At 57.9% G+C, this 24,283-nt stretch carries 28 protein-coding genes and 1 pseudogene; 7 read left to right on the top strand and 22 right to left on the bottom strand.

Going from position 1 to position 24,283, the window contains the following annotated elements; genetic code table 11:
* Positions 1 to 457: pseudogene (locus BMZ83_RS13665) on the top strand (transcriptional regulator TrmB); the annotation flags it as partial.
* The gene (locus tag BMZ83_RS13660) at positions 454 to 1,257 is read left to right on the top strand and encodes a DUF6036 family nucleotidyltransferase (RefSeq protein WP_074879724.1); all 804 of its coding nucleotides are present in this window, start codon (positions 454 to 456) and stop codon (positions 1,255 to 1,257) included. The pseudogene BMZ83_RS13665 and the gene BMZ83_RS13660, both read left to right, overlap by 4 nt.
* An 11-nt stretch (positions 1,258 to 1,268) precedes the next feature.
* Here BMZ83_RS13660 and BMZ83_RS13655 read toward each other — a convergent pair whose 3' ends face one another.
* The gene (locus tag BMZ83_RS13655; RefSeq protein WP_074879722.1) at positions 1,269 to 2,084 is read right to left on the bottom strand and encodes a hypothetical protein; all 816 of its coding nucleotides are present in this window, start codon (positions 2,082 to 2,084) and stop codon (positions 1,269 to 1,271) included.
* A gap of 164 nt (positions 2,085 to 2,248) precedes the next feature.
* On the opposite strand from BMZ83_RS13655, the gene BMZ83_RS13650 reads away from it, so the two are divergent.
* Positions 2,249 to 3,007, top strand: coding sequence for a potassium channel family protein (locus tag BMZ83_RS13650; protein ID WP_074879718.1), 759 nt, complete (start codon positions 2,249 to 2,251; stop codon positions 3,005 to 3,007).
* Between the two features lie 134 nt (positions 3,008 to 3,141).
* Here the strand turns inward: BMZ83_RS13650 and BMZ83_RS13645 are convergent, their stop codons facing one another.
* The 17 genes from BMZ83_RS13645 to BMZ83_RS13565 all read right to left on the bottom strand — a co-directional run bounded on the left by BMZ83_RS13645 (position 3,142) and on the right by BMZ83_RS13565 (position 17,799).
* Complete coding sequence (locus BMZ83_RS13645; RefSeq protein ID WP_074879715.1) at positions 3,142 to 4,068, bottom strand: ArdC-like ssDNA-binding domain-containing protein; 927 nt, start codon at positions 4,066 to 4,068, stop codon at positions 3,142 to 3,144.
* Between the two features lie 302 nt (positions 4,069 to 4,370).
* Positions 4,371 to 4,718, bottom strand: a complete 348-nt coding sequence (locus tag BMZ83_RS13635) for a hypothetical protein (RefSeq protein WP_074879708.1) — start codon at positions 4,716 to 4,718, stop codon at positions 4,371 to 4,373.
* Between the two features lie 141 nt (positions 4,719 to 4,859).
* Positions 4,860 to 6,077, bottom strand: a complete 1,218-nt coding sequence (locus BMZ83_RS16515) for a homing endonuclease associated repeat-containing protein (RefSeq protein ID WP_143076981.1) — start codon at positions 6,075 to 6,077, stop codon at positions 4,860 to 4,862.
* 182 nt (positions 6,078 to 6,259) lie between these two features.
* Complete coding sequence (locus BMZ83_RS13625) at positions 6,260 to 7,930, bottom strand: sensor histidine kinase (protein ID WP_074879705.1); 1,671 nt, start codon at positions 7,928 to 7,930, stop codon at positions 6,260 to 6,262.
* Between the two features lie 215 nt (positions 7,931 to 8,145).
* Positions 8,146 to 8,367, bottom strand: coding sequence for a hypothetical protein (locus tag BMZ83_RS13620; RefSeq protein WP_008580598.1), 222 nt, complete (start codon positions 8,365 to 8,367; stop codon positions 8,146 to 8,148).
* A gap of 139 nt (positions 8,368 to 8,506) precedes the next feature.
* Complete coding sequence (locus BMZ83_RS13615; protein ID WP_074879702.1) at positions 8,507 to 8,818, bottom strand: hypothetical protein; 312 nt, start codon at positions 8,816 to 8,818, stop codon at positions 8,507 to 8,509.
* A gap of 97 nt (positions 8,819 to 8,915) precedes the next feature.
* The gene (locus BMZ83_RS13610) at positions 8,916 to 10,121 is read right to left on the bottom strand and encodes a hypothetical protein (RefSeq protein ID WP_174955911.1); all 1,206 of its coding nucleotides are present in this window, start codon (positions 10,119 to 10,121) and stop codon (positions 8,916 to 8,918) included.
* A 126-nt stretch (positions 10,122 to 10,247) separates the two neighbouring features.
* Entirely contained in the window at positions 10,248 to 10,790 is a 543-nt protein-coding gene (locus tag BMZ83_RS13605; protein ID WP_074879737.1) for a hypothetical protein, read from the bottom strand.
* On the bottom strand, positions 10,787 to 11,332 hold the full coding sequence (locus BMZ83_RS13600; RefSeq protein ID WP_174955913.1) for a hypothetical protein: 546 nt from the start codon (positions 11,330 to 11,332) through the stop codon (positions 10,787 to 10,789). Before BMZ83_RS13600 ends, BMZ83_RS13605 begins: the two co-directional genes overlap by 4 nt.
* A 116-nt stretch (positions 11,333 to 11,448) precedes the next feature.
* Complete coding sequence (locus BMZ83_RS17385; protein ID WP_008458061.1) at positions 11,449 to 11,580, bottom strand: hypothetical protein; 132 nt, start codon at positions 11,578 to 11,580, stop codon at positions 11,449 to 11,451.
* On the bottom strand, positions 11,580 to 12,248 hold the full coding sequence (locus BMZ83_RS13595) for a DUF6166 domain-containing protein (RefSeq protein WP_231899267.1): 669 nt from the start codon (positions 12,246 to 12,248) through the stop codon (positions 11,580 to 11,582). The genes BMZ83_RS17385 and BMZ83_RS13595 overlap by 1 nt, the downstream gene beginning before the upstream one ends.
* A gap of 107 nt (positions 12,249 to 12,355) precedes the next feature.
* Complete coding sequence (locus BMZ83_RS16510) at positions 12,356 to 13,003, bottom strand: hypothetical protein (protein WP_074879691.1); 648 nt, start codon at positions 13,001 to 13,003, stop codon at positions 12,356 to 12,358.
* 45 nt (positions 13,004 to 13,048) lie between these two features.
* The gene (locus tag BMZ83_RS13585) at positions 13,049 to 15,337 is read right to left on the bottom strand and encodes a histidine kinase N-terminal 7TM domain-containing protein (protein ID WP_074879688.1); all 2,289 of its coding nucleotides are present in this window, start codon (positions 15,335 to 15,337) and stop codon (positions 13,049 to 13,051) included.
* 465 nt (positions 15,338 to 15,802) lie between these two features.
* Positions 15,803 to 16,387, bottom strand: a complete 585-nt coding sequence (locus tag BMZ83_RS13580) for a hypothetical protein (protein WP_074879685.1) — start codon at positions 16,385 to 16,387, stop codon at positions 15,803 to 15,805.
* 82 nt (positions 16,388 to 16,469) lie between these two features.
* The gene (locus BMZ83_RS13575; protein WP_074879682.1) at positions 16,470 to 16,865 is read right to left on the bottom strand and encodes a DUF7567 family protein; all 396 of its coding nucleotides are present in this window, start codon (positions 16,863 to 16,865) and stop codon (positions 16,470 to 16,472) included.
* A gap of 73 nt (positions 16,866 to 16,938) precedes the next feature.
* Positions 16,939 to 17,304 (bottom strand): DUF7568 family protein, encoded by a 366-nt coding sequence (locus tag BMZ83_RS13570; protein ID WP_074879679.1) that lies wholly within the window; start codon positions 17,302 to 17,304, stop codon positions 16,939 to 16,941.
* Between the two features lie 3 nt (positions 17,305 to 17,307).
* Complete coding sequence (locus tag BMZ83_RS13565) at positions 17,308 to 17,799, bottom strand: hypothetical protein (protein ID WP_074879733.1); 492 nt, start codon at positions 17,797 to 17,799, stop codon at positions 17,308 to 17,310.
* A 210-nt stretch (positions 17,800 to 18,009) separates the two neighbouring features.
* On the opposite strand from BMZ83_RS13565, the gene BMZ83_RS13560 reads away from it, so the two are divergent.
* The 4 genes from BMZ83_RS13560 to BMZ83_RS13545 are packed head-to-tail and all read left to right on the top strand — an operon-like array spanning position 18,010 to position 22,399.
* The gene (locus tag BMZ83_RS13560) at positions 18,010 to 18,855 is read left to right on the top strand and encodes a hypothetical protein (protein ID WP_074879675.1); all 846 of its coding nucleotides are present in this window, start codon (positions 18,010 to 18,012) and stop codon (positions 18,853 to 18,855) included.
* 12 nt (positions 18,856 to 18,867) lie between these two features.
* Positions 18,868 to 19,422, top strand: coding sequence for a hypothetical protein (locus tag BMZ83_RS13555; RefSeq protein WP_074879672.1), 555 nt, complete (start codon positions 18,868 to 18,870; stop codon positions 19,420 to 19,422).
* Between the two features lie 6 nt (positions 19,423 to 19,428).
* Entirely contained in the window at positions 19,429 to 20,337 is a 909-nt protein-coding gene (locus tag BMZ83_RS13550; RefSeq protein ID WP_074879669.1) for a hypothetical protein, read from the top strand.
* The gene (locus BMZ83_RS13545) at positions 20,330 to 22,399 is read left to right on the top strand and encodes an SMC family protein (RefSeq protein ID WP_074879666.1); all 2,070 of its coding nucleotides are present in this window, start codon (positions 20,330 to 20,332) and stop codon (positions 22,397 to 22,399) included. The genes BMZ83_RS13550 and BMZ83_RS13545 overlap by 8 nt, the downstream gene beginning before the upstream one ends.
* Here BMZ83_RS13545 and BMZ83_RS13540 read toward each other — a convergent pair.
* The 4 genes from BMZ83_RS13540 to BMZ83_RS13525 form a co-directional block, all read right to left on the bottom strand.
* Positions 22,396 to 22,815, bottom strand: coding sequence for a hypothetical protein (locus BMZ83_RS13540; protein WP_074879663.1), 420 nt, complete (start codon positions 22,813 to 22,815; stop codon positions 22,396 to 22,398). The genes BMZ83_RS13545 and BMZ83_RS13540 overlap by 4 nt on opposite strands.
* Before the next feature lie 74 nt (positions 22,816 to 22,889).
* Positions 22,890 to 23,552, bottom strand: a complete 663-nt coding sequence (locus BMZ83_RS13535; RefSeq protein WP_074879660.1) for a DUF6735 family protein — start codon at positions 23,550 to 23,552, stop codon at positions 22,890 to 22,892.
* Between the two features lie 67 nt (positions 23,553 to 23,619).
* Positions 23,620 to 24,000 carry a hypothetical protein gene (locus BMZ83_RS13530; RefSeq protein ID WP_074879657.1) on the bottom strand — a complete coding sequence of 127 codons (381 nt, stop codon included), beginning with the start codon at positions 23,998 to 24,000 and terminating at the stop codon, positions 23,620 to 23,622.
* Between the two features lie 91 nt (positions 24,001 to 24,091).
* Positions 24,092 to 24,280: a hypothetical protein gene (locus tag BMZ83_RS13525; protein ID WP_074879730.1), complete on the bottom strand. Its 189-nt coding sequence runs from the start codon at positions 24,278 to 24,280 to the stop codon at positions 24,092 to 24,094.
* Positions 24,281 to 24,283: the final 3 nt, after the last annotated feature.

Raw genomic sequence — 24,283 nt, 5'->3', positions numbered from 1 at the left:
TCAACGCCTCGAAGCCGTCGCCCCGAAGGGCACGATTCTCTGGGAGGACTATGACGAATTCCTCGCCCAGGCCGAGACGGAGATCGACGCCGAGGAGTTCCACGAAACCGGCCTCGCTCGATTCGCGGCCTTCGACCTCCAGTTCCTGCTCACCGGCCACCGCTACTACGTCTACTCCGAGGAACTTGACGAAATCTCGCCGGCAGAGCTCTGCTGTCACACGCTGTTGATCGACGACGGCAGCCGTCACCGCTCGTACTGTCTCCTCCTGCTCAGCCACGTCGACGTCGACGAGGCGGACCTCCGAGAGCAGGCGGCGAAGTATGGCCTCGAAGACGAAATCGACGCCTTGCTCCGTTACCTCGAGACGCACGGCGAGGTCGACGACGACCGGCTCCCGGAGTGGGACGAGTTCCAGGAGCTGGCGGCTGACTACGAGGTGCCACTACCACAATGAGACCAACATTCGGACGTGAGTACATCGAGAACGAATTCCAGCGGATCGGGGACGGGCTATCTGAACCGCTCACGGTCTACCTGATCGGTGGTGGCGCGATGTCGCTGCGCGACCTCAAAGGGGCGACGAAAGACATCGACCTGGTCGTCCCGGATGGCGACGCGTACGGTCAGCTGTGGGCCGTCCTGATGGACCTCGGGTATGCGGAGGTCCAATCGCTGGATCCAGATTACCGGGCGCTTGGCGCGACGAGCTGCGTCGAGAACGACGACGGGTGTCGTCTCGACATCTTCAACCAGCAGGTCGCGAACAAGCTCGTGCTCACCGACGGGATGCAAGAGCGCAGCGAGCCGTTCCTCGACACGGATCGACTGACGGTTCGGCTGGTCAGCAACGAGGATATCTTCCTGTTCAAGGCAATCGCAGGCCGCGACGACGACATCGAGGACATGAATATGCTCGTGCAGGCCGGCCTCGATTACGACGTCGTCCGAGATGAACTCGAAGCCCAGATCGAACGCCTGGGGGACGATCAGTTCGCCACGTTCGCGAACGAGGCCCTGGTCGAACTCGAGGAGCGGTACGGGGTGACCACGCCGATCGAGGGCCGCGTCCAGGAGCTCACGAACAGGTACTACTGGGGACTCGAAGTCCTCCAGGCACTCGACAAGCCGATGACCGTCGATGAACTTGCCGCCGAACTGGAGTTGGATACTGACGAGGTTCACGACCGGCTCGCGTATCTCTCAACGTTCGACCGGGTCCGTCGGGATGGCGACACAGTCCGTCCCGAGGAGTAGTCTGGTCACGACTACGGGGAAGGGAGGCGGCCGTCTGGGCGGGGAACGCGGCCCCGTTTGATCTCGTGATCGACGCGGCGCAGATGCTTGCAGCCGCCTTCGGGTGAACGTTGCTGCCAGTCGGGGCAGGTACACGATTCGTCGATAACGTCGACTTCATACCTGTTGCCGGACGCGGACTGCACCTCGTAGCGGCCACCTTTCGAGAGGAGCGAGACGTCCATCGCTTCGGCGACGGCACGCTTCGTGCGGGGCTCGAAATCGTCCTTCGACTGTGCGTTCTCGTCGACGACCAGTCGGTCGCGAACGTCGCCCGTTCGGCCACCGTCGGGCGCGACGGCTTCCGCAGGGCCACTGAGCCGCTCGTGGAGCACTTCCTCCACTGGATGGCCTTCCGGCCACAGGTAGTGGACCTCGCGGCGCTCGCGATGGTCGTAGGAGCCGCACGCCGCTGCGCACCCAGTCCAGACGCGCCAGGCCCCAAGCGCGGCCATCACGTCGACGATGTCACGGGGAACCGTCTGGTGGTCGTCCGGGAAGAACACCCGGAAGCGGGTACACGCCTCCTGCGGCGGGACGGTCTCCCACCAGTCTTCGCTGGAGCCCCAGCTGTTGAACATCGCCTCGTCGCTCCCGTAGCCGACGGTCACGCCGTCGATCGGCGTCCAGTCTGCTGGGAGGTGGTCCGCCTCGCCTTCGAGTACCCGAAGAACGGCGTATCGGAGGTACTCGTGGGCTTGGTTGTCTGTCGTACGAGCGACCTGGTCGTGCTGCTCGGCAACGTGCTCGGATTCCTCGAGGACCGTCGTGAGATAGGGTTCAGTCATTATTCGACGGAGGTCAGAACGCGCCTCCGCCCCTCCGCGGGCGCAGAAAAAATTCCGTGTAGCTGATGGACTGGTTTTCACTCAGAATGACTGCTTATAGACATGAAGGGTGTAGTGTTCGCGTAGGCGGTGCTATTTACAGATATGGGAACGCTCCACTAGGTATGGCTGCCACGTACTCAATACTGTCACTACTGATCATCTTTGCGCTGTCGTTGTTGATTGTGCGTACCGGCTCGATTGCGCTGGAAATGACGGGCCTTTCACCAGATGTGGCCTCCTTCCAGGCCACGTCTGCGTTCTCTGGAGCCGGATATACGACCGAAGAGGCAGAACAGGCTATCACCACCGTCGGCCGCCGAAAAACCGTGAAGGCGCTCATTCGGCTCGGCAGTATTGGACTGCTCGGTGCGATTTCGTCACTTATCCTTTCGTTCACGCGAACTGGTGGCGACGACCTGTTGAACTTGCTGTATATACTCGGTGGCGCCGGTGTGATCATTCTGTTCGCACGAAGTCGGTGGTTCAACCGCCTCGTGACGCCGCTAATTGAGTGGGCGCTGAGTGAGACGACAGAGTTGGAGATCTCGGATTACGCCCAGTTACTCGGACTGCAACGCGAATATCGTGTGGTGGAGGTGGAAATCAGCGCGGGTGATTGGCTGGCAGGGGAGTCGATTTCGGAGCTGGATTTACCACGCGAAGGGGTGTTGATACTCGGCATCCGTCGTGATGATTCATATATTGGTGCGCCACAACCAGATACGGAGACGAAACCGGACGACACGCTCGTCCTCTATGGGAAACAAGACCGTCTCAAAGAATTGTCAGACCGGCTCAGTGGTGATGCTGAGGCTCGGGAAGGTGCTGTTGAAGACCACGAGGAAACGCTCGAAGAGCAAAAACAGCTCATTGAACAATAATAGGAATCACACCCCGAATTTGACCTCCTGATTAGGACGTAGAATTGATTGAAAGAGTGGCGACATCACATTTGGATTAACCAACAATACAAAACTACGCATCCCTCTGTTGGTTAATCGAATGGGCGAGAGAATTATTCCTCGAGCACGTCGATGACCTCTTCTGCTGTGGAACTGATCCGGCCGAGTCGGTCGCGAACGACCTCGGGATCGTCCGACTCCCACGCGGCGAGGTAGAACGCCGACCCGCTGGTGTCCAACCCACAGTAGCGCCCGACGACGTACGCGACGGCTTCGGCCTCGACTTCGCGTTTTGCCCGCTCGGTGTCGTCGTCGATGTCGAAGTGGAGCAGAGCGTGGGCGTACTCGTGAATCAGCGTCCGCGCGAGGTCGGCCTCGTTCTCCCGATCACGCACCTCGACGAGCGGCTGGACGTCGACGAGGCTCAGCTGCTCGCAGATGCCCTTCGCCTCGCCGTGGGTCCACTCCTCGGCTGGAACGAGCCGCACCGTCACGCCGAGGTCGTCAGCGGCGACAGTCAACTGTTCGACGAGGTCGCCGGCGTCCCCGGTTGCTTCTGTGTCCAGGTCGGGAAGCGCCTCGCCCTCGGTCTGAGAGATGTCGAACACCGGCGCGGGCTTGAACCCGACCAGGCCCTCGGACCACTCCTCGGGCGACGTCTCATCGTAGTCACAGTCGCTATCCTCGTGATAACTCGGCGAATTCTCGCACTCCGGGCACTGCTTGGAGATGATCGGCGCCCAGATCCAGATGGCCGACTCACCCTCCGTGACGTGGCGGTCGAACTCCTCCTGCCACGTCCGGTAGCCCGCCACCCGGCTCGCCTCGGGACACTGCCGCTTGATGAGGAGCGTGTTCCGGTAGGAGTAGTCGTGGAAACGACTCTGGACATCGAGCCACTCCTGGAACTCCGCGCTGGCCTGCGCATCGTCGACGCCAGCGACGAGGTCGTCGATCCACTGTTCGATGGTACTGTTCATCTCGTCGGATCGCGTGTCGGTCTGGTCGAAGGAGACCGACGAGTCACTAGTCGTAGCCATTGTGTTCACCGAATCGAGTTCACGGCGACTGCGTCTGTTCAGACCGCGCCGCACCCCTCAGAGGCGCAGCAGAAACAGCTCCCTGTGTATATTGTTTAAGTAGGGGTGGGAGTTAGAGGATAGTGTTAACAACCGAGGAAACCACATTTCGCTCGGATGGGGATACTGACACACTCCGCAAAGCCGTCGAGGGGAAGTCGTCGACGGTGTGGGAGTGCCGGCACTGTGGAGAGACACTCACAGAGGATGCTGATGAGTGTCCAACTTGCGGTGCCGAAGATGTCGTGTGCTACGAAATCTGATTAGCGAAGCGTTGATCGCTCCTCAGCGAAGCCGACCGTGACGAGATACTCGAGAAACTCTTCGAACCGCTCGACATCGCTAGGCGTGTCGGTCGCAAGGTGACGCGCCCACTCGATGGCCCACTGGAAGGCGGGATCCGTGCCGCCCTTGCCGTGAATGTACCACCACCGGGCCGCTTTCAGCACGACCAGCGGATTCGTCGGCGGCTGCTCACCGGCGAGCCCACGGGTGATGTATTCGATTTCGTCGGGGACGTCGGCGGAATCGACCTCCGCTGATTGCGTGTTGTCGATATCGACCGGGATCTCGTCGATCGAGACGTTGTCAGGACGCTGTTGTTGACTCACTGGAAGTCACCTCTAAGAGCTTTCGAAGGAGCCCTCGCCCTTTCGGGGGGCACGAAAAACAGGTCGCGAAATCACGCCGGCGGCAGGTGGACGCTCTGCTCGCCGGCAGATATCTTTGTGCTGAACGTAGGACTTCGCTTGTTAGTCAACTACTGGTTGGACTGGCAGCCGTTCGAGGCGGCGATGGCACGGGATACAGAGAGTCAGCAGGTTACTCGGTACATCTGCATCATCGACCGACTGGTCTGGGTCGTTGTAGAACCGGCGTCGAGGAATTCGGTGGTGAACAGGGAGATCACGTCCGAACTTCTCGCGGTGAGCTTCGCGGCCCATACCGCAGCGCAGACAGGACTCGTTGTCACGGGTGATGATCTCCTCACGAATCTGTGGCCAGTTCGAGCCAAACGGAACTGTCTCAGTATCTGACTGACGGTAGTTTTCTAGATAGTCCGGGTCGGCCGCTTGAAGGGCCGTTCGCCAAGTTCCGAATTCACGCTGATACGGATCGATGGTGAACTTTCCGTGTTCGTTCATTTCCGTCGTTGTCGGTGGGTGGCCCAGATCATCCGCGACTGCCCGCAGTTCGGCTAATAACTCCTCCCGTGAGATTCGCCACCGCTCATTCGGCTCGAAGCCGGCAGCTCGGAGAGCTTCATTCCATGAACCGAATCGCTCCTGATAGACTGCTCCACTCCATTTCCCTTGGTTCCGCATCTCATCCTTCCGAGGGACATGGCCTAGCTCTTCGGCGAGACTGTTGAGTTCGGATATTAGATCCTCTTCGCTCACATTCCACACGGAGTGGACTTCCAACCCAGCCTGTCGAAGAGCACGATTCCAGGTTCCAAACGCTCGCTTGTACGAATCCGAGGTGTAGGGGCCACTCCGGTCCATCTCATCTGTTGTGGGCGGCCGACCTAGAGTTTCAGCGAACCCCTGTAAGGCAGTAGTGAGTGTCTCTTCGGAGAGGTTCATTTCGACGTTCGGTTCAAAACCGGTCGCTCGTAGTGCTGAATTCCACCCTCCAAATCGCTTGCAGTATGTCTTCACCGAATACTCTCCATGAACACCGTATTCGCGCTCTGACGGAGTTCCCCCTACAATGTCAGCAACCGATTTGAGATCTGCGAGAAGATCCTCTTCGGGGGTCAGTGGTCGTCCGTTTGGATCGTTCGTTCCGGTTTGAAGTCCGGCTGCCTCGAGTGCGTTATTCCACGACTCGAACCGATTCCCGTACGTCTTCGAAGCATGAGGCCCCGAATCGTCCATCTCACTCTGCGACGGGGGACGACCGAGTTCCTCAGCGAACTTCTGGAGCCGATTGAGGAGTTCATCGTCTGAGTACAGCTTCTTGCCCATGATTTCTGAGGGGATTGAGTCACTCAGTTTGGTCCCGACTCGGTATTTGAATGTCCGCACTCACTCATTCCGGATATTGATCGGAACGGCGACTCAAGGGGCGATCCTCGCGAGTCGTATGGCAGCCACCCCCACTTTTTGGAAGCGACGGCTCGCCGACTAGGATATACTGAAATTCAGTACTAAGACGTCTTGTTCGACGGTTTATGGATAGGCAGTTCGACGACGAAGACTGAACCAGTTGGGTCGTTGTCCTCGACCCACACGTCACCACCGAATTGGTCCGTCAGGAGATGGACGAGATATAGACCAATCCCCGATCCTGGACTGTCCAATCCTTTCTCCCCTTTACCGAAGATTTGTTCTTTCTGTTGGTCAGGAATGCCAGGTCCATTATCTGCAATCCGGTACCGGACAGTCTCTGAGTTCTCTTCACAGGAGACGGTAATCTCAGGGGTCTCTTTGTCGTTGTGTCGGACCGCATTCTCGAGGATATTCCGGAAAACCGAAGAGAGCATCTCGTTTGCCTGTACCGACACGTCGCAGAGTTCACCCGATACGTGAAACTGCGCATTCGGGAACGAATCACGTACTGCAGCGAGCTCAGCGTCAAGAAGTGGCTGAAGGTGGATTTCTTCTAATTCAGCTGTTCCTTCTTCCGAGAGCGATTCAACGAACTCACGTGCGACCTCTGTGAACTGAATTACGTGCTGGGACTTCTGTAACACTCGGTCCAGAGCGTCTTCCCCATCTTCATCGATATGGTCTTTGAGGATCTCGGCCCATCCGAGAATCACGGTCATATCGTTCCGGATGTCGTGCCGAACCACGCGATTTAGAGCCTCGAGTTGTTCGGTTTTCTCTTCGAGCCGCTGTCGATATGACTCGCGTTCAGTTACGTCGGTAACCGTCACTAGTTGCCCGGTCGTTACCTCACCTGCTAAGAAAGGTGTGCTCGACACATCGTAATACCGGGTATCACCATCCTGCGTTATTGCCAGGATATCTTGCTTGGTGAGATGCTCCGCGAGTGCTGTATTCACAGCTTCAAGCGGTTCGCCAAACGAATCCTCAAGGGCTGGGAAGAGCTTGCGAGCCGCTTGATTATAATCCTGGATTCGGGTTTCTTGGTCGAGGAAGATTGCGGGTTTATCTGACTCTCCGGTTAATCGGATTGCCTCAAACCGCTGTCTGTAGAAGAAGAGCGTTCCAACGGCGAAGAGGGCGACGCCAGGTGGCTCATACATTAATAGGAGCAGCCAGTCGACCTGACCGCCAATAATCGTTGCAACAGCTGGGAGGCCTGAGAGTCCAACGAGCACGACGAGCGGACGGCTGTCACTGCCAGTATGATGGAACCGCTCCATCAATACAAAGAATCCGACAGCGATGGCGGCATATGATAGCCCCAAGACGATCCAGTAGAGCAGTTCGTGATGGATCACGAGGTGCGGGAATGGTTCTGTGACCCATTCCGTCGTAAAGTAGAGATTGTGGAGTGGATTCGTGACTTTGAGAGCAGTGAAAAAGAGGAACGTTCCGAGTATGAGGTTTCGGAATGGGGCGTGTCGAGGTGGCCGGCCGGTATATGCAGCACAGAAGTAGAGCCAGGCCCCAACGGCGACGAACGCAAAGGTGAAGCCAAATATATAGAAAGCGAGTTTCCCCGCACGTGTCGGTGCGAGAAGATAGCCAATGTACCCTCCAGACCACAGAGCAACGGAACCGAGGAAGACGATCAGTCCTTCACGTGTCTCCGGATGCTGTATCTTCCGTGCTTGTGGAATAGTCGCCACGCAGGCAATCGCAGATAGTGCGAAAATTATGACGTGACCTAGAAGGAGAGGATCCATTATCCAGATACAGGGTTGTTCTCGGGATGTCAAATAACGGTTTGGAAGAGTGGTCCAACAGAGGAATGACTGACCTTGTTCCGGCTAGGAGGCATTCCTCCTACCGGTTGCTCCCCAGAATTGACGTCTAATTACTAAGGTACCACCGGTGCTGGCACAGTCTGTTAACCAACGAGAGGAGAAATAACGCGGAATATGTTGGTTAAGAACAGAGCTTACTCTTCGCCCTCACGCAGCTCTTCGGCCTTCCACTTGAGCCGGCGCAGAATCTGCGTTCGATTCTGGTGGGCGTTCTCGTAGGCAACGCACTCCTGGAGGGTTTCCATATCCGGAATCGTCGCGATCCCTGCCTTGATCAGGCGCGTGTTCGGTGCTTCAAGCCGCTTTTCAGGCGGAAATTCGTCTGACGCCTCTGAGTCGTCTGTAGAAGTACCCATAACGGATGCCTCCACCTTTCGAGGGCACGAGCAACAGCAGAGAATTGAAGCAGTAGATCTTGGGAAGGTGCACCCACTGCGAATGGGACCACCAAAATAGAGGCCTTCACGACAGGATTCGCGCTGTCTCGAAGCCCAATCAGGCTTCCGAGGATTCGAGCAAAACGAGGTTCTGAACAGGGTATGGGTTATTCTCGCCGGCGAACTCGTCCTCAGGGACGTAATGCCAGAGGTGGCCGTCTACCTGGTAGAGAAACGACTCGCCGCCTTCTGCTTCAACTCGTACTCGCTTCCCGACATTATCGTCTTCTTCCCAGCCGATCACGGTCAACGGCTCGACGGGCCATTCAAAGAATTTGACCGAGTCACCAGACTCCAACTCTTCAAAAGTCTCTATATCCCCCTGCTGTGGCTCTCGCGCGTCGAGAGTCGGATTATGCTCAATAGACATGGTCTCTGGGTACGCCCCTACTCACTTAATACTGTCAGCAGTGGATTCCAGCCGCTAGAACGGGAGCACGCCTGGCGAATTTTCTCTCCGACTGCTCTTAGCCCATCGCCTCTTGGAACCGCTCACGCAGCGCGTCCTCGCGTTCTTCGAACTGCTCGACTTTCTCCTGCAGGTCGTCGCTGACGCGCTCGATGCTCGCCAGCGCTCGTTCGCCGGCCAGCGAGGCCTGTGACCCATCGTCCCCGTCCGCCTCTAGCTGCTGCTCGTAGGCCTGCTCGACGCGCTCGATCGTGCCTTCCGGGTTGAACAGAATGTCGTTGGCGATGCGGACGTACTGATCGAGGGATGCCCCCTCTTTCCCTTGGAAGAAGTGGGTGAGGGCGTACGTCGCGCCGGAATGCAGCGTCCACATATCGATCTCGAAGGGGGACGCCGTATTGGCTTCTGCATCGCCGGCGGCACGCTCGGCCAGGTAGTCCGGGAAGCCCAGCAGGGTGTAGAACTCCGTGACGGTGAACGGGAGCTCCGAGAAGTCGAGGTCGATGTCCTGAGCATCTCGGATGAACCCGAAGAGGTCGTCGGCGACGAGTTCGACCTGTGCGAGGAGTTCCTCCCACCAGGTCCGGAAGTTCCGCACGTCGCCGACGTGTTTGATGACCTCCTTGTCGGTGAGCGAGCGCATCGTGTTCGAGCAGTAGCCGTCCTGGGCGAACCCCTCCACGTAGACGGCGTGCTCGCCGAAGAAGTCGTAGCCCGACGTGACGCCCATCGTGATCGGGTCCGACCGACCGGGAAGACGCACCTCGAGGCCATCGAACATGATGTCCATATGGACCTCGCCGCCGCCCCGGTAGCGCCGGATCTCGCCGAACATCACGTCACCCAGCGGCGCCCCGTCGATGGTCTCCTCGCGGAGGACCTCCTCCAGCGGCCCGTACACGTCGACAGGGTTGATGATCGAGTACGAGTCAGTCGGGATATGGAACAATGGGTCCGTCTCTGCGTCCTCATCTCGAACCTGCCCCCGAGCTCGACTCGGCTCGACGAGCGCGTTGAACCGCTCCGTTTCGACCCACTCGTCGGTGTACGGATTCTGGTACGCCACGGTCGTCTCGACGGCCTGCGGAAGATCGCGAATCGCCTCGGCGAAGGTCACAGGGTCTGCATCCCCGTGTCGCTCTCGGTACCACTCTGGTAGTTCGGTGTCGGTACGCCCATCGACGCCAGCGAAGATGGTTCTGGACTTTGGATCTCTCATCTCAGTCACCTCACTTGAGGAATCCTCGTCGACGTGCGACTGCATCGTCTCGCGCCCTGCGCCCTTCTCCCGGGCGCAAAAACAACACCACGTTAACCAACACCCGTCTCTGAACGGCGAGGAGTGTTGGTTAATCCAGGTCCAGTCCGCGGCTCGGATCAGATGTCGGAACTACTCAGATTCGTCTCTCCGTACCCGGACCTGCTCAGGATTTGGAACCCAGGGGTGTGCTTCCCAGCAATGCCGAGCGTGACTATGCGGTGAGTCGAACTCTCTACTACAGGATCCACACTCGTAGGTGGCATCGGGCCAAGGCTCGCTGACGAACATCGCTGTCACCGTCGTCGCCACCGGCTCGGGGACCTCGCTCCGCGTAACGTACCTGTAGCCGAGAACCGTCTGTTGCCCCATCGCTGTTCGGGCGATCTCGGTTGGCTTGTCCTCGGGGAGATACACCCAGCGAACGAAGTCGTCGACCGATTTCTTGGCTGAGGGCTGGAGGATGAACCATCGATCGTGGTCATCTCGGAACAGGTAGCGTTCGGTCCCCCTGTTTTGGAGGTATATTGGGTCACCCCTGCCCGGGACGAGCCGTAGTCCGAGCGACGGCGATACCGGTTTCAAAAGCTGGTCGACGACTGATTGGCCGTCATCTGTCTGGCTGTCCGAATCAGCCTCCGCTACGAATTCATCGAGACTGGCATTCGTGGTCACGGGGACCACCTCCCGAGTGAGGCCTGTTCCCGGTCGGACTCAGCTGGAACTTCGCAGAGAAACCGCCACTTTGGCTGCTCTCGGATCTGCTTATCGGGGCGATTTCCCGCTTGGCCGGGGTCCGTTTTACCGGCACAGTGCCAGCCCTTGTCTCTGAGCGCTTTGATCATCGAGCCGTCGAAGTCGGCTCGCACGAACGTCAGCAGGAGCCGAACGCCTCGTCGCCGACCGTGCCGACGCACGAATCGTTCCATCGACCGGGCGAGGGCGGCAGAGGCGAGATTGGGGAAATCGACGCCGATGCAAATCCGTGCTGCCTCAACGATTTCGTCGCCCTCGAATCGCGTCCCGTCGTACTCCAGTGAGCGAATCAGCGGATAGCGCCACGTAATCGCACCTAGTAGCTGGTCTTGGTAACAGAGTCCGTGATGGACGAGATTCGTCCGGGGGACATCGTCCATATAGGAGTGATGTGCTTCGTAGATCGCGCCGGCGACATGGCGCGGGATCGATTCGATATGGACGCGCTCTGCGAACCGCAAACCGAGCGGCGCCGTGACCGGCTGCCCCTCCCGATGGATGGGACACGAGCACCCCTCGGGGGTAGGCGTATACTGGAAGCCGGTACTCCGTATTTGGTCTAGAGAGTGAGTTTCGGTCACGAGTCGGTGTCGTCGGTGCGCTCCTGTCGGTCGTTGTATCGCTCCAGTTCGCGCCCGATTTTCTCGAGCGCCTCGACACCACGTTCGAGGAGCTGGTGGGTGGCTCGCGCCAGTCGAAGCGTCTCCATCAGTGCTCCCCCTCCGGGGGTTCGATGAGGTCGTTGCTCTCTTCGGCGAGTTCCTGGATTACCCGTTCTACGTCAGCATCCTCGGCAACCGTCCGATGTGCGAGCGGGGCAGGATATGCACGGTCGCCCTGGCTGCAGAGCACGACCAGCCACTCGTCGCGTCCATCCCCGAGTACGATGTAGTGGTCGCGATCAGCGCGCTGGAAGACCCGCCGGTCCGGGCGAGAGACGGCTCGCCAGTTCTCGGGGAGCGTCGGTGACGGCCGTCCACCGTCGGCGAGCGCGACGACGTCTTCGGTAAGGGTCGCCATCGCGGCGTCGATCTCCTCGCCGGGGAGGTGCCAGCACGCCGCGGCACCGTCGCACTCCAGCTGCGAAACCACCTGATTCCGGAACGCGATGTAGTGCTCACGGGCGAACTGCTCATCGTCGTAGTAGTCGAGGAGGAGCGCGCACGCGAGCTGGGCGGGCCCGCTACCACTATACCCCCACTCGAACCCGCTTGGACTGTGGTTGACGAGGTCCAGACTGCGCTCGAGGGAGAGTCGCCGATGCTCCGAGAGGTTCAGGACGACGGCTTGGCCGTCGACGCGGAAGCCGACGTATTCGACTGCGTCTCGGTGAGCCTGACCTGGCGATGCGACTGGAACCGATTCCGAACTGGCCATAGGTACATTCCCGTTCATCGTTGCTCGCGGGCGGTTCGGTGACCCCCGCACCCCTATCAGGGGTTCAACAAACAGGTGAGCGCATACTGCTCGGCACCCACAGGGACTCATCTGGTTGAGGATGTACTATACTTGTTCGACCAGTAGTAGATGAGCGGAACGCCAAGAGCGGTCGGCCACAACCACGCGGCGATTCCCAGCATCGGCGTGAGATTGACTGCTGATACGGCACTCACCGTCGCGATGAATGCGCCAATCATACGCTGAAGATGGCTTACCATCCAGTCGCCCGACTCGTCGGCTTGGAAGATGCGAATATCCAAGATTCCAAACGCCACGCCGATACCACCGAAGACCATCATCACGATTCCAAAGGATCTCCCACCGAGAACCCAGATGGCTCCCCACAGGCCGAGGCTGAAACACGCAAGAATGACGCACCCAGCAGCAACCCAGTCCAGTCTGTGAGCAGTATCCGGTGGGCGCTTTCGGGAGAGTGTCCGATAGCCCAACAACGCAAGATAGCCACTAAAAATGGCGACGAGTGTGAGAATACCACGGAACGAAGTTGGATGAATCCCGACGCGGACGACCACCGTCACAACGACGACACCCATCGAGACAAGAAACGCCTTCCCGGCTTGTCGGTGTCGCCACCCACCTTTACTCGTCACTAACGCGCCGACGCCAGCGAGGACAGCAACCGTCCCCGCAACGATGTGCAGCCAGAGAGACCACGTTTCGAGTGTTGCCATATTCGTGTGAGAAATCCCCGGGAAGGTCCAAGGGAGGGGAATAGCTCATCGTTTCTCGGTTGGATGGTCCGGTGGTGTGTGCTGATATACCGTCTCCTGGTCGGTGAACTCGAAGCGAGCACCACCGGAGGTGCTCTCTCGGATCGAGACGTCCCAACCGTGGGCGTCCGCAATCCGTTCGACGATGGCGAGGCCGAATCCGGTTCCACCAGCAGCGGTCGAATAGCCAGACTCGAATACGGTTGACCACTCATCTTCGGGAATTCCCGGTCCATCATCCGCCACATAGAATCCGCTTTCGAGGGCACCAACAGTCACCGTCACATCCCTCCCTCCGTGTTCGATAGCGTTTCGAAACAGGTTCTCGAAGAGTTCACGCAGCCGCGAGCGGTCGGCCTCGAGAGTGGGGAGCGAGTCGTCGACGCTGAGCGATGCGTCATGTGTATCAACCGAGTCCCACGCCTCCGTCACGAGTCTCTCCAGCCGGACGGACTCCGTCTCCCCGATCGTTCGCCCTTCGCGAGCCAGCGTCAGCATATCGTCGATGAGTTCAGTCATCTTGGTGAGGGCCCGAATCGCGGCCTCGAGATGTTCATTTTCACCGTCTTGCTCCTCTGCAGCCAGACGAACACGGCCATCAGCGACGTTCAGCGGATTCCGGAGGTCGTGTGATACCACACTCGCGAACTCGTCCAGTCGGTCCCGTTCAGCACGGAGTTCGTCTTCAACTGCAACCCGTTCAAGTGCGGTCTCAACGTGAGAAAGCAACAGATCGATAATCTGCTGGTCGCGGTCGTCGAACGCCTCCGGTGCGACCGAAAATGCCTGTACGACGCCGTATTCTCCAACAGGGGCACTCAGTAACGAACGATATTCGTCACCATCTGAGTTCGTCCCTTCGCTTTCTTGTGTACGCTCGTCAGGGATCGACGGGGCCGGCGGCGAAAAGTCGGGGGATTGAGACTGGTTGGACGAGTCAGTCGATACCCCGCGGATGTGGGTCAGATCGTCGACGACCAGTATCGTTCCCGTCGAGTAGCTATGCCCGGCATAGCCAGCATCGACAGGCATCGGTCCACACTCCTCAAGTGCTGTGTTGCCCGAACTTGCTTGAGGAACAAAATACTCGTTCTCGACCGCCGAAATTCTAACCTCGTCACAGTCAAGGACATCAATAGCTCCAGACACCGCGAGTTCGTAGACTCGCTCTGTGGAGTGAGCTGCTGCGAGCTCTTGGGCGACTGAGTGGAGCCGTTCGAGGCGAGTGGATTGGGTCCGGAGTCGGTCTTCGGCCCGTTTCCGAGCAGTGATATCGTGGAGGAGAATTGTGTAGCCGTTGTCGTTTCCCGGGACCTCCTCGATGGGGGATACCGTCACCTCGAATACGCTGTCTCCATCATCAGTACTAATCGTGAGTTCACGACGGGCAGAAGCGGCGGGGAGATCAGCTACGATTGATTCAAGTTCAGGAATGTGATCCGTTACTGGCGTTCCGATAACCGTCTTTCGTGGCTCGCCGAGCAGGAAGCCAGCACTCGCATTCATATCGACGAGCCGGCAATCGGAGTCCAGTACGAGGACGATCTCGTTCATCGCATCGAACGCGGTGTCGCGAGCGACCGGTGTCACGTCCATCCATTTGAATCGCGCCAGACTGATGCCGCCTGCGAAGGCAGTAACGATGTTCGAAAGCGCGGCGATATTGAGGCCGGGGAGCGGATTGTTGCCGGTGACATAGAGAATGCCTGCGATTCCGGGAACTAATGCGAAGATAAAGAGGACGCTAATCTGCCATCTGAACACGCCTCGGGTATGGACGAATGTACTGGCGAGGAGCCCGAGCGTTACTAATAGGAGTCCATCGGCGTAGACCAGGTACAACCAAAACGCAGGCCCGTACGTTGGGTCGAAAATAGCAAGTGAGTCAATCATCGTGAGCTGAAAACTCTGATAGACGAGATGGTGGCTCTCATTCGTTACCAGCAAAAGAAGGAACCCTACAGCAAACGCTCCGAGGGGACCAAACACACGAGGTGTGAACCAGCTGTCTCGACCAGTGTACCAGAGGACGTATCCGAACCAGATGAGCGGTAAGAGGACCACGCCGATAAATTCGAACTGAACCCAGAAGATCTTCTGTGACAGAGTGGTCGACGAGAGCTGTAACGCATAGGCGAAAACCCATTCTGCGCCGGTTAGCATCAATAGCGAGCCCAAGATAGTTCCCCGAGATTGCTGGCCACGACCAAGCCACCACAAATACAGGGCAAACCCCGAGAGAAGGGCTCCCGACGCCACCAATGGGAGCGTATAGGGGGTTTGTTGCCAGGCCATCTCAGTGAGTACTCCGTTCCCCTCTAAGTCGAGAGGGTGGGGATAAAACACTACTCCATCGTTATCCAAATCGATCGTCCAACAGCCTCATCTTTCCGTGTTACTGCGTTGGTGCCGTTATAAGAGATGGCCTGAGTCGGTCCGAGGACGGAGGTAAGTGCGATGGAGTATCCACGATCCACAGCCGCTATTCCGTTCCTGGGTGGCGAGTCGGGGATTTTTCCGTAGATAGTGGGATCGGAGTTGTGAGTTAAATTTGCTGAAGTCACGAAGTTCTACGAGCACTTTCCCTGTGGGCCGTTCATCGAGTACGTCGTTAAGATGCCTTCGTGAAAACTCGGTCTCAGCCGCGAGTTTCTCCGGTGTGGCTGATGCCCGGCACTCAGCTCGTCAAGAATTGGGAATCCTGTCTTCGTAATAATCTGGGTCGATCTAATCCCTATTCGTACGACTACGATTATGATTTTACTTCACGACTGCTTCGTCACGAACCAGCTCTGCAAGGGCGTCCTCCAGCGATCCTTGGAATTGCCAGTTCGCCCGCTCGAAAGCCTCGTCGGTCGGGCCGTCCCAGCGGGGGAACTCGGAGTGGTCGCTCACCTTGATCCGCCACTCGGTCGGCTCGTCAAATTTGGTCTCCGTCGGGAGTTCCACAATGTAGAGGTACTCCTCGTCGCCATGAATGCCGTCAGCTGGATCCTCGACGCCGTGGCCAAGCAGGAACAGTGGCTGATCGAGGTGCTCCATGTTGGACGGCTCAAGGAGATCCGCTGGCTGAGCCGCGTCGATCGTTCGCTCTGGGTCGCCATCCAGATAGAGGCTGACCGTCGAGAGCTTGTCGAGGAATACGAACGTCGCTGCCGTGTAGCCCGGTCCTCGCTCAGCGTGGGTCGCATCGAGAAGCTCTTTCAGCTGTGTGAGATCCCGGAGGACGCTCCCCGGGCAGCCATCTGAATGCCTGTACACCTGCGCGACGCGGTCGGCACTGCCATCTGTCTCACCGGTCTGTTCGACTCGTTGTACGAATCGGAGTTGACTCCGTGTCGACATTGATACTCGCCGACGCGTGTGCGCCGGCACCCATCGCCGGCGCAGGAACAACACCACGCAGTCGCTGCGGGGCTGCATTCCGCTACGCCAGGTGCGACACCTCTGATGGTTCTTCGATGTCGTCGAACTCGCCACGCTCCACAGGTTCCCAGTCCTCACCCGGCTCTGGACTCCACCAGTCGACCTTGTAGGCGCCCGGTGCGCCGAGGGTCTTCACGCGGGCCGACCCATCAGGCAGGTCGCGGCGCAGTTTCTCGTCGACGTGGAGGTTCCAGGTCGTGGTTGTATCGAAGCAGGCGAGCACGGCTTCCTCGTAGCCGCGTGTTTCTCGGGATTCCTGGAGTTCGACCTGGGTGTTGCAGTTCTTGCAGAACACCCCCTCGAAGGGGATGTGAGTGAAGACCTCCTTCCCGCAGACGGGACACCAGAGGAACTCGAACAGTGCCTCGCTGTGTCGGTCAAGTACTTCGAGACTCATTGGTTGACTCACCCGGTCGTACCGGGCCACCACCTCGTGCCCGGCCGAAAAACAGCGCCCACCGCTCACTCACTCACCGTTCGGCGCCATAGACGATGCGTGAGGGGGCTTCGTACCCACAGTCGGGGCAGTCATACCACCGCTGGACTTTCGCCCCGTCTGCCGCCTTCTCGCCGACGCGAACGTCGTTGTTCGGACACTCCGGGCAGCTGAGGTCCGGTGCGGGCCGCTCCCGGAGCTCGTCACGGAACGATGTCGCATCCTTCGTCTCGTACCCCCGCGACCACACCGGATAGCCGTCGACGAGGATTGCCCCACGCCATTTGTACCGGTAGGAGTCCGGGGCTCGATGCAGGACGGCTCGCGCACCGGTCTCGGTGTTCCGATACGCGAGTGTCGGCGAGCGGCTCTCGCGTCGCCAGTTGGTGATCCTGGGCATTATTCAGAAGTGGACGTCAGCGGGTACGATCCAGAGCTCCTCACTCTCCTCGAGGAGTCGGTCCAACTGTCCACGGTGGCGAATGCCGGTTCCGTGTTCGGTGTACAGGAAGATCGTCGGGCCGTCGTACGCACCGACCTTGTGGAAGGCGTGCCGGGCGAGGTCCTCGTCGCGCATGATCTCCTCGTCGGAGAGCTCGTCGATGGCCTCCTTCACCCGATCGAGATTACGCTCGAACTCTTCCTTCGTCGCCTCCCAGCCACGCTCGAGGAGATCCTGGCCGTCATCAGAATCGACGGGGGCTGCAGTCGGGAGCTCACCCCATCGTGCCTTCCCCGCAACGGACGTGTCCTCCTCATCGAACGTGACGTAGTAGTCGAAGACGGCGCCGGCGTGTGGGTCCGCGCCGACCAGGCGGTCGAACACCGTCTTTCCGGTGGCCAGCGCGTCGTCGTGCGTCGATGCCTCTACCAGTGCGTAAATCACCATGTGCATCTCGAACACCTCGTAACGCCGACGCACCGGATGTGGTTGCTCGCTCCAGCTGCGCCGGCACCCATCGCCGGCGCTCGAAAAACATCTCCAAAAGAGGTGCTCACTGGCTATCGTTCTAATACCAGATAGGAGGACGGGCAACTCAGTGGGCCCAAGTTATGACAGGAACTATTACTTGTCCACCAACATCTACTTCATAAACAGCTCACTATGGGTACTTTCTCCTCTATTCGGTCTATTCCATTTTCTGAATTCCTCATCTTTGGTCGATCCGAGACTAAGATTTTTGCCATCGTAGCTAGCGAGACAGTCTTCTTGGGGGCCACTTTCTTCGTCGCCAAGCCTCCGTTCCTACCGATCCCCTTCAGTGACAGTGCAGCACTCCTTATAACAGGGCTTCTCACCGTTGTCCTCGCCGCTGCACTCTATGTCCTGCTTTCAGGCCTCGGATACCAGACCTACTCAGCCAAGTTCCACAGCCCCGTCCATATCCTCAAATGCTGGGCAGCACACCTCGCTTTCTCAACCGTCGTCATCTACATCGGCTACCTGCTCCTCGTCTACCCGTACACCGGAAGCATTGTCCTCCAGCCAGTCGACATCGGTATCGGAGCCGTATTCTCAACCGGTTACGCCATCTCGATAGCTGGGATCATCTACGGCGAGGATTATTTCTCCGACAACCCCAACACGAAACCGGAAGACATCGACCAGTTCCTCACAGCAGCAGAAGACCTCAAAGAAAAACCGGAGCCAGAGATCGTCGACGAACCCGGCCAGCTGATCCAGGCAGGTGACTCACTTCTTACAGGCCTCCAGACATCCAACCTGGAAGGAACCGGAGACCTCGCTTCAGACCTACAGGACTGGCTGGAGACGTTCAAGCAACGGGAACTGCAGGGGCAGAAAAAGATGGTAGGCGACCTCCCCAACAGCGATGCCCAGTTCTCCGTATGGGAGGACCGGTACAATGCTTTCCAAGACCTCGAAGAAGAGCTTAGGGAAATGGATAACTCGGCTTCACGTAGGGTAGTATTATCTGTCAGGGGTAAATAATCGTAGCATAACATGGAAAAGTACGCTGAAGACCGGGAATTTGGGCCTCCGGATAAGAAACCTCACAACGAGGGAATCTGCCTATTCAGCGACTCCAAAAGCTGCTACGGAGACGATCTAGAATCTATCCTAAACGAGATCACTCCCAAGATATCAGGCTACGAGGAGACTATCGTCGCAGATCCTCATGGAGAAGGCCTTGACTTGATGCGGGACGACCCTGTAGAGGCAGAAACAACGATCCTCAAGAGCAGTCTCTGGCTTGTCCACCACGAATGCATCATAGAAGACGGTCTCAAGGACGACTTCAGACGTGCGATAAACGCCACACCTCCTCGAACCCATGTCTGCATCCTGATCGATGCCCCGGAATCAGAGCATGAAGAGATCGAGGAAGACCTCGATGAGGTGACGGACAGTCAGAATGTCTTCACGGTCAAATCGAAGCCTGTCCTCAGGAACAGTATCAGGCAGTACCTCGATATGAGCGCGAATCCGAAGAGAGGAAAAGAGGAGGTCATTGAATGGAACAACAACGTCTGTGATCTAATCGATGCAAGGAGCTGACCCCGGATGGTGAACGAAACACTCGCCCTGAAACGAATCGGAGAATGGGCGGACTTGTCCGGCGAAGAGTTCCATCTCTACCTGGATATCGCTGCGGATGTGCAAAGCGAGAAATTAGACGAACAGGAAGGTTCGGAGCGGCTTTCTGGAGAGCAGTATTTCGATTTCCTGAACGAACAGGTTCTACCTGATGAGCGTGTTATCGACGAGCTTGAGCTAGCAGGTCTTTCCGAAGAGAAACTGCAGAGATTCCGGGACGGCCAAGTGCCGATTCTGGAGATGTACTCGGAACAGTACAAACTTGACTACGGCTTGGATCAGGTTGCGGACTTCGTGATGATGCTGAAGTTCGTCCGGGATTATATGAAGCTGACCGGGGAGGACAGTGTTGCGCCTCGGAACCGGCTTCAGTATCTGCTGTACTTGGTGAACCTCGAGCTGTCAAAGGAGGATACTCTTCCAAACAGGTCGAATCGGACGACTCTCGGCAACCTGGAGCACACCGGTTACCGATACAACTTTTCGAAGGGAAGCGGCCCGTATTCCCAGAAACTGTACCGGGACAAGAACCGGCTTTTCGCCCAGTCTCTGCTTCATGAAGAGGTGATGGAGGAGCGGGTTTCGGAGGGTGATGAACCCTATGAGATCTCGTTAGGAGAGAACGGTGAACGGTTGATAGCCAAGTACGGAAAGAAGCTGGATAACCTTGACAGTGTCTTACTGAAAGAATGGGATCTCCAGCAGAGAGACGTGATTAGGGAGTACGGTACGAAATCGATGGAGGAGCTCAAGGAACTGGTCAGGTCCATGCCCCAGTTCCAGGCCACCCCGAAGAACGAGGAATTGTTGAAGGCACGTCAACGGGACTTCGATGAGCCCGTGGATCCGATTCAGGAGTTGATGCTGAATGTCTAGTGAAGACCAGATCATCAAGGACATCTTGAACGAGGTAGAGAACAAGCCCAAGTTCACCGAAGAGGACAAAGAGGAATGCCGCCAGCTCCTTGAAAACCACTATAAGGACGTTTCTCTCGACGAGGAACTGCTCCATCTTGATAAGGCATCGGTACAGGATTTCGAGGCAGTAGAGAACAAGGAGATTCCCTTCGGGGAGCAGGGAACGGTGTTGTATGGGGAGAATCTGACGGGGAAAACCAGTTTCATAGAGGCCTTAGAATACAATCTGATCGGGCTCCCTGATAGCGATCCGAAGAGTTCAGAGTTCGAGCTAACGAACTTGATTAGCAACGGGAAGTCCACCGCTCACACCAACACGTACTGGAACGTCAACGGAGACAAGTACAAGATCTACCGCACACTGAAGTGGGAGGGCAATTCGCTTACCGGCTACCCTCGTGTTACGAAGTCTCCTGAAGAGGGCGGTGAGGAGGAAGACCGGCGAGATAGTCAGGCCAAGGTTTCCGATCTTCTCGGGATTCTGCCGTTAGAAGAGCGTCTCAGTGAACGCAGATGGGATCTCTATCGTATCATGGGACTCTTCTTCATCACCTCCAAGGACTGGCGGCTGTTCATGGACTGGAACAAGGCCTCCGACATGCTGGACATCCTCTTCCGGGTGAATCTTACGAACGTCATCAACGCCAGCGAGAACCGGATGGAGGAACAGTACAGTGTCTCCGAGGAAGCCAGGCAGGCCTCGATGTACGTTGAGGACCGTAGGAAAGAACTCAAGCAGGAAAGGAGAGAACTCGATGACCTGGAGAATGAACGAGATCGGATTAGTGCGAAACTGACCGATAAGCAGGATCAGTTAGAGTCAGTTCGCCATGCTCTCCGGGAAGAGACTGAGGAAGGTGTTGACACCGACGAGCTTCAATCCCAGAAGAGTTCCTTGGAGTCTAAAGAGGCTAATCTCCAGCGGCAGCTCACGGACAAGGTCAATGAGTTAGCGAAAGTTCGCCGCCTCATCAACCGGTACGAAGATACAGATCTGAAGGAGGATATGGACGTTGTCGGGGACGAGGTCCGGAATCTGATGAGCGTCCCTGAGAAGTGCCCTATCTGTACTAACAAGGTAGAGAGCGAGGACCGTGCCCGTCTTCTGGAAGACCATCACTGTCCTCTGTGTCGCAAGGAAGTGCCCGATAAGCGGTTGCGGGTCGAGAAGGAGCACCAAGCTGAAGAATCTATTACGGCGATCCAGGAGAAGCAGCAGGAGCGATTAGAGGATCTGGAAGATCAAAAAGAGGATATCCAGTTCGAGATCCAGTCACTGGAAGAACGGATTGAGGCCACGAACGAGCAAATTGAACAGTTGGAGGAGACGCTTGAGGAGGGTGAGGTTGCTGATCTTATTGATGAGCGTGAGGAGCTTGACCGAGAGGTCAGAGAACGGAAGGAGAAACTGACGACGATCCAGGCCGAGATCGATACGAAGGAAGATCGGATAGAGGAGTTGGAGGAAGAGGTCGAGGAGCTGGAAATGCTGTACGAGGAGTACGAGCAGAATAATCGGAAGCGGCAGATGCTTTCCAGTTTCAATACGATCGTCCAGAGAAAACGGGACCAAGAGCAGCGGAGGCTGAAGAACAAGTTGTCCGATGTAATGCTTGAGTTGACGGACTACTTCACTGATGGAACGTTCAGTGATGTCGACGACGTTGTGTTTCAGGACAAGGGGAGGTACACTTACGAGGTCCACCTGGAGGACGGCACTGTTCTTGATTCAACTGATCCTCAGGGAAGTACGTCGGAGGTTGTGCTTCACGCTCTCTTGTTCCACACAGCAATTTTGAAAGAGCTGAGCCAGTCAGATCGGAATCTGCCTCTTCGGCTGTTCGTTATTGACTCTGCCTTCGGGAAGGAGCAGGACAAGTACAATACGAGGGCGATAGCGAACTTCCTAAGCGAGCTTTCGAATATCTTGTCGGATTACCAGGTCATCATTTCAATGGCGGAGATCGGTATTGACACGAGTCCTTTCGAGGAGAATTACCGGTTTGAGCGGTTCGACTAATTTGCTTCATCGGCTTCTTTAACGGTGATGGTTAGATCGCCCGACGCGTAGTCGGCCTCGAAGTCGACGGTGAACGCGTTTGACTCGTAGGCAGCGTGGTAGGCGCGGTGCCGTTCGAGCGAGCCAGTCGCCTTGAAGTGGAAGAACGCGGCCGCCGTGTAGGGCTTGCTTTGGGTTTCGACCTGCGACTCGACGGATGCGGGGAGCGCGATTTGGGGCGTCTCCGTGTCGATACTCGCAGCGAACTCCTTCGCTTCCTCGACGGTTGCTTGCGAATGTGCCGGTGTCTCGCCGGTGAGCACGTTCACCGGGGTTTCCGTCTCGTCGGTGAACAGGACGTCTTCGAAGGTGTGTGTCCCGAGGATCGCCTCGGGATCCAACTCGCAGTCGTGAAACGGGTCGTCGTCTGAGGTCATCGAATCACGAGCCTATGGCGGGGCTCACCCATTCTGACCCCTGAAAAACAGGACCTGCCACGAAGCAGATCGAACTAGAAGTGGTTCAGGCTCGCCTTCTCGAAGGGTGATTCTCCAGTCGGAATGAGCAGCTCCTGTCGGTCCCCGACTCGTTCGGCCAGCTTCCGTTTCAGGTACTGCCTCGCCGTCGACGGCGTGAAGACGCCTTTGTCGATCATGTCGCCGACGACGTCTTTGAGGGCCGCGAACTGGCCCTGCAGGTGGCCGTCGCCGACCGGCTCGCCGTCGTACCAGCGCACCGTCGCGAGCGCGCCGTTCCCGACGGTCTCTCCCTGTTCGACCGTCTCCGAGTCGTACTGGAGCCCGAACCACAGCGTCCGATAGGCGGTCACCTCGAACGTCGGCGACACCACGAAGAACGCCTCGTGGTGGAGGTAGTCGAGGTGATCAGCAACGATCTCGTCGAGGGTGAGCCCGGTGGCGCGGGGCTTCGGCTCGACGACCGACGACGGACGATCCTCGCCGGTGAGGTAGCCGTCGACCGCATCTGCCTCGAGGCCATCGGCCAGTTCAGCCAGCAGCTGTTTCGCCCACTTGGAGTCGGTGTCGTCGCCACCGAACGGCGACTCAGCCGAGATTCGGTGCTTGAGCTTCAGGTTCGCTGCGCCCCAATGGCTGTAGTGGAGCGTGTACTGTCCGTCCGTGCGTTCGTACGCAACGAGTGCGCGATGTCCCATCGAGCAATCACCTCACAGGGCGACCGCGACTGGATCGCCCCGCACCCCTCCCGGGGGACGAACAACGCTACTCGTCGATCGGGTCGAGGGAACTGAGGTCCGCGTGGAGGACTTCGCCGTCGCGAACGACGTACCGCTTCGCCAGCACGGGGAAGCGGCACTTGGTGAACCCCACTGTCTGGATATCGAGTTCTTCGTCGGCTTCGAGGTGGTTGGCGAGTTCTCGCAGGAATGCGTGAGTCACGATGCCGCCCTCGTAGTCTGGGAGGCCGTTCTCCCGCGCCTCGTACACCTCGAAGTCATCGTACCCCCAGATGGTGAGCTCTCCGTCTTCGGTCACCTCCCAGTCGAGCGTCCCGAAGCAGTAGTTCTCACAGAGCTCGCGGACTGCCTGAGGATCCGATACGATCGCGTCAGTCGACGTCGTCGCAGCTTGCAGTGTCGCCATGTCTGGACTTCACGGGGTCGCCCCCGCACCCCTGTCGGGGGCGATAAACCGACGCGAGAGGTGCCTCCCTGGGCGTGGTCGGCGACGCCAGTTAGGAGTTTGCGTGGGCGTCCGCCCCGGCTCCGTCGCCCGGCCGCGTGAGAAGGCTCACCTCTTCCAGGAGGTCTCTCGCGGTCTCGACTCGCTCTCGATCCGCGTCGTCCAATCGGTCGACGTCGAGTCGGTTGAGATTGCTGAGTACACGATGCATCCGGTAGCCCTGTTTGAACTCTTGCTCCATCGG

Source organism: Halolamina pelagica, from assembly GCF_900115675.1.
Lineage (GTDB): Archaea > Halobacteriota > Halobacteria > Halobacteriales > Haloferacaceae > Halolamina > Halolamina pelagica.
This window is presented reverse-complemented; position numbering and strand designations above follow the sequence as displayed.

What these genes read in the sequence shown, in the direction of transcription:
- BMZ83_RS13660 (WP_074879724.1), top strand. Translation starts at nt 454, where the DNA reads ATGAGACCAACATTCGGACGTGAGTACATCGAGAACGAATTCCAGCGG.
- BMZ83_RS13535 (WP_074879660.1), bottom strand. Translation starts at nt 23,552, where the DNA reads ATGGGACATCGCGCACTCGTTGCGTACGAACGCACGGACGGACAGTAC.
- BMZ83_RS13550 (WP_074879669.1), top strand. Translation starts at nt 19,429, where the DNA reads ATGGTGAACGAAACACTCGCCCTGAAACGAATCGGAGAATGGGCGGAC.
- BMZ83_RS13610 (WP_174955911.1), bottom strand. Translation starts at nt 10,121, where the DNA reads ATGCAGTCGCACGTCGACGAGGATTCCTCAAGTGAGGTGACTGAGATG.
- BMZ83_RS13575 (WP_074879682.1), bottom strand. Translation starts at nt 16,865, where the DNA reads ATGAGTCTCGAAGTACTTGACCGACACAGCGAGGCACTGTTCGAGTTC.
- BMZ83_RS13540 (WP_074879663.1), bottom strand. Translation starts at nt 22,815, where the DNA reads ATGACCTCAGACGACGACCCGTTTCACGACTGCGAGTTGGATCCCGAG.
- BMZ83_RS13555 (WP_074879672.1), top strand. Translation starts at nt 18,868, where the DNA reads ATGGAAAAGTACGCTGAAGACCGGGAATTTGGGCCTCCGGATAAGAAA.
- BMZ83_RS13585 (WP_074879688.1), bottom strand. Translation starts at nt 15,337, where the DNA reads ATGGCCTGGCAACAAACCCCCTATACGCTCCCATTGGTGGCGTCGGGA.
- BMZ83_RS13565 (WP_074879733.1), bottom strand. Translation starts at nt 17,799, where the DNA reads ATGCACATGGTGATTTACGCACTGGTAGAGGCATCGACGCACGACGAC.
- BMZ83_RS13570 (WP_074879679.1), bottom strand. Translation starts at nt 17,304, where the DNA reads ATGCCCAGGATCACCAACTGGCGACGCGAGAGCCGCTCGCCGACACTC.
- BMZ83_RS13595 (WP_231899267.1), bottom strand. Translation starts at nt 12,248, where the DNA reads ATGGCCAGTTCGGAATCGGTTCCAGTCGCATCGCCAGGTCAGGCTCAC.
- BMZ83_RS16510 (WP_074879691.1), bottom strand. Translation starts at nt 13,003, where the DNA reads ATGGCAACACTCGAAACGTGGTCTCTCTGGCTGCACATCGTTGCGGGG.
- BMZ83_RS13655 (WP_074879722.1), bottom strand. Translation starts at nt 2,084, where the DNA reads ATGACTGAACCCTATCTCACGACGGTCCTCGAGGAATCCGAGCACGTT.
- BMZ83_RS13615 (WP_074879702.1), bottom strand. Translation starts at nt 8,818, where the DNA reads ATGTCTATTGAGCATAATCCGACTCTCGACGCGCGAGAGCCACAGCAG.
- BMZ83_RS13580 (WP_074879685.1), bottom strand. Translation starts at nt 16,387, where the DNA reads ATGTCGACACGGAGTCAACTCCGATTCGTACAACGAGTCGAACAGACC.
- BMZ83_RS13560 (WP_074879675.1), top strand. Translation starts at nt 18,010, where the DNA reads ATGGGTACTTTCTCCTCTATTCGGTCTATTCCATTTTCTGAATTCCTC.
- BMZ83_RS13620 (WP_008580598.1), bottom strand. Translation starts at nt 8,367, where the DNA reads ATGGGTACTTCTACAGACGACTCAGAGGCGTCAGACGAATTTCCGCCT.
- BMZ83_RS16515 (WP_143076981.1), bottom strand. Translation starts at nt 6,077, where the DNA reads ATGGGCAAGAAGCTGTACTCAGACGATGAACTCCTCAATCGGCTCCAG.
- BMZ83_RS13525 (WP_074879730.1), bottom strand. Translation starts at nt 24,280, where the DNA reads ATGGAGCAAGAGTTCAAACAGGGCTACCGGATGCATCGTGTACTCAGC.
- BMZ83_RS17385 (WP_008458061.1), bottom strand. Translation starts at nt 11,580, where the DNA reads ATGGAGACGCTTCGACTGGCGCGAGCCACCCACCAGCTCCTCGAACGT.
- BMZ83_RS13645 (WP_074879715.1), bottom strand. Translation starts at nt 4,068, where the DNA reads ATGGCTACGACTAGTGACTCGTCGGTCTCCTTCGACCAGACCGACACG.
- BMZ83_RS13530 (WP_074879657.1), bottom strand. Translation starts at nt 24,000, where the DNA reads ATGGCGACACTGCAAGCTGCGACGACGTCGACTGACGCGATCGTATCG.
- BMZ83_RS13545 (WP_074879666.1), top strand. Translation starts at nt 20,330, where the DNA reads ATGTCTAGTGAAGACCAGATCATCAAGGACATCTTGAACGAGGTAGAG.
- BMZ83_RS13625 (WP_074879705.1), bottom strand. Translation starts at nt 7,930, where the DNA reads ATGGATCCTCTCCTTCTAGGTCACGTCATAATTTTCGCACTATCTGCG.
- BMZ83_RS13650 (WP_074879718.1), top strand. Translation starts at nt 2,249, where the DNA reads ATGGCTGCCACGTACTCAATACTGTCACTACTGATCATCTTTGCGCTG.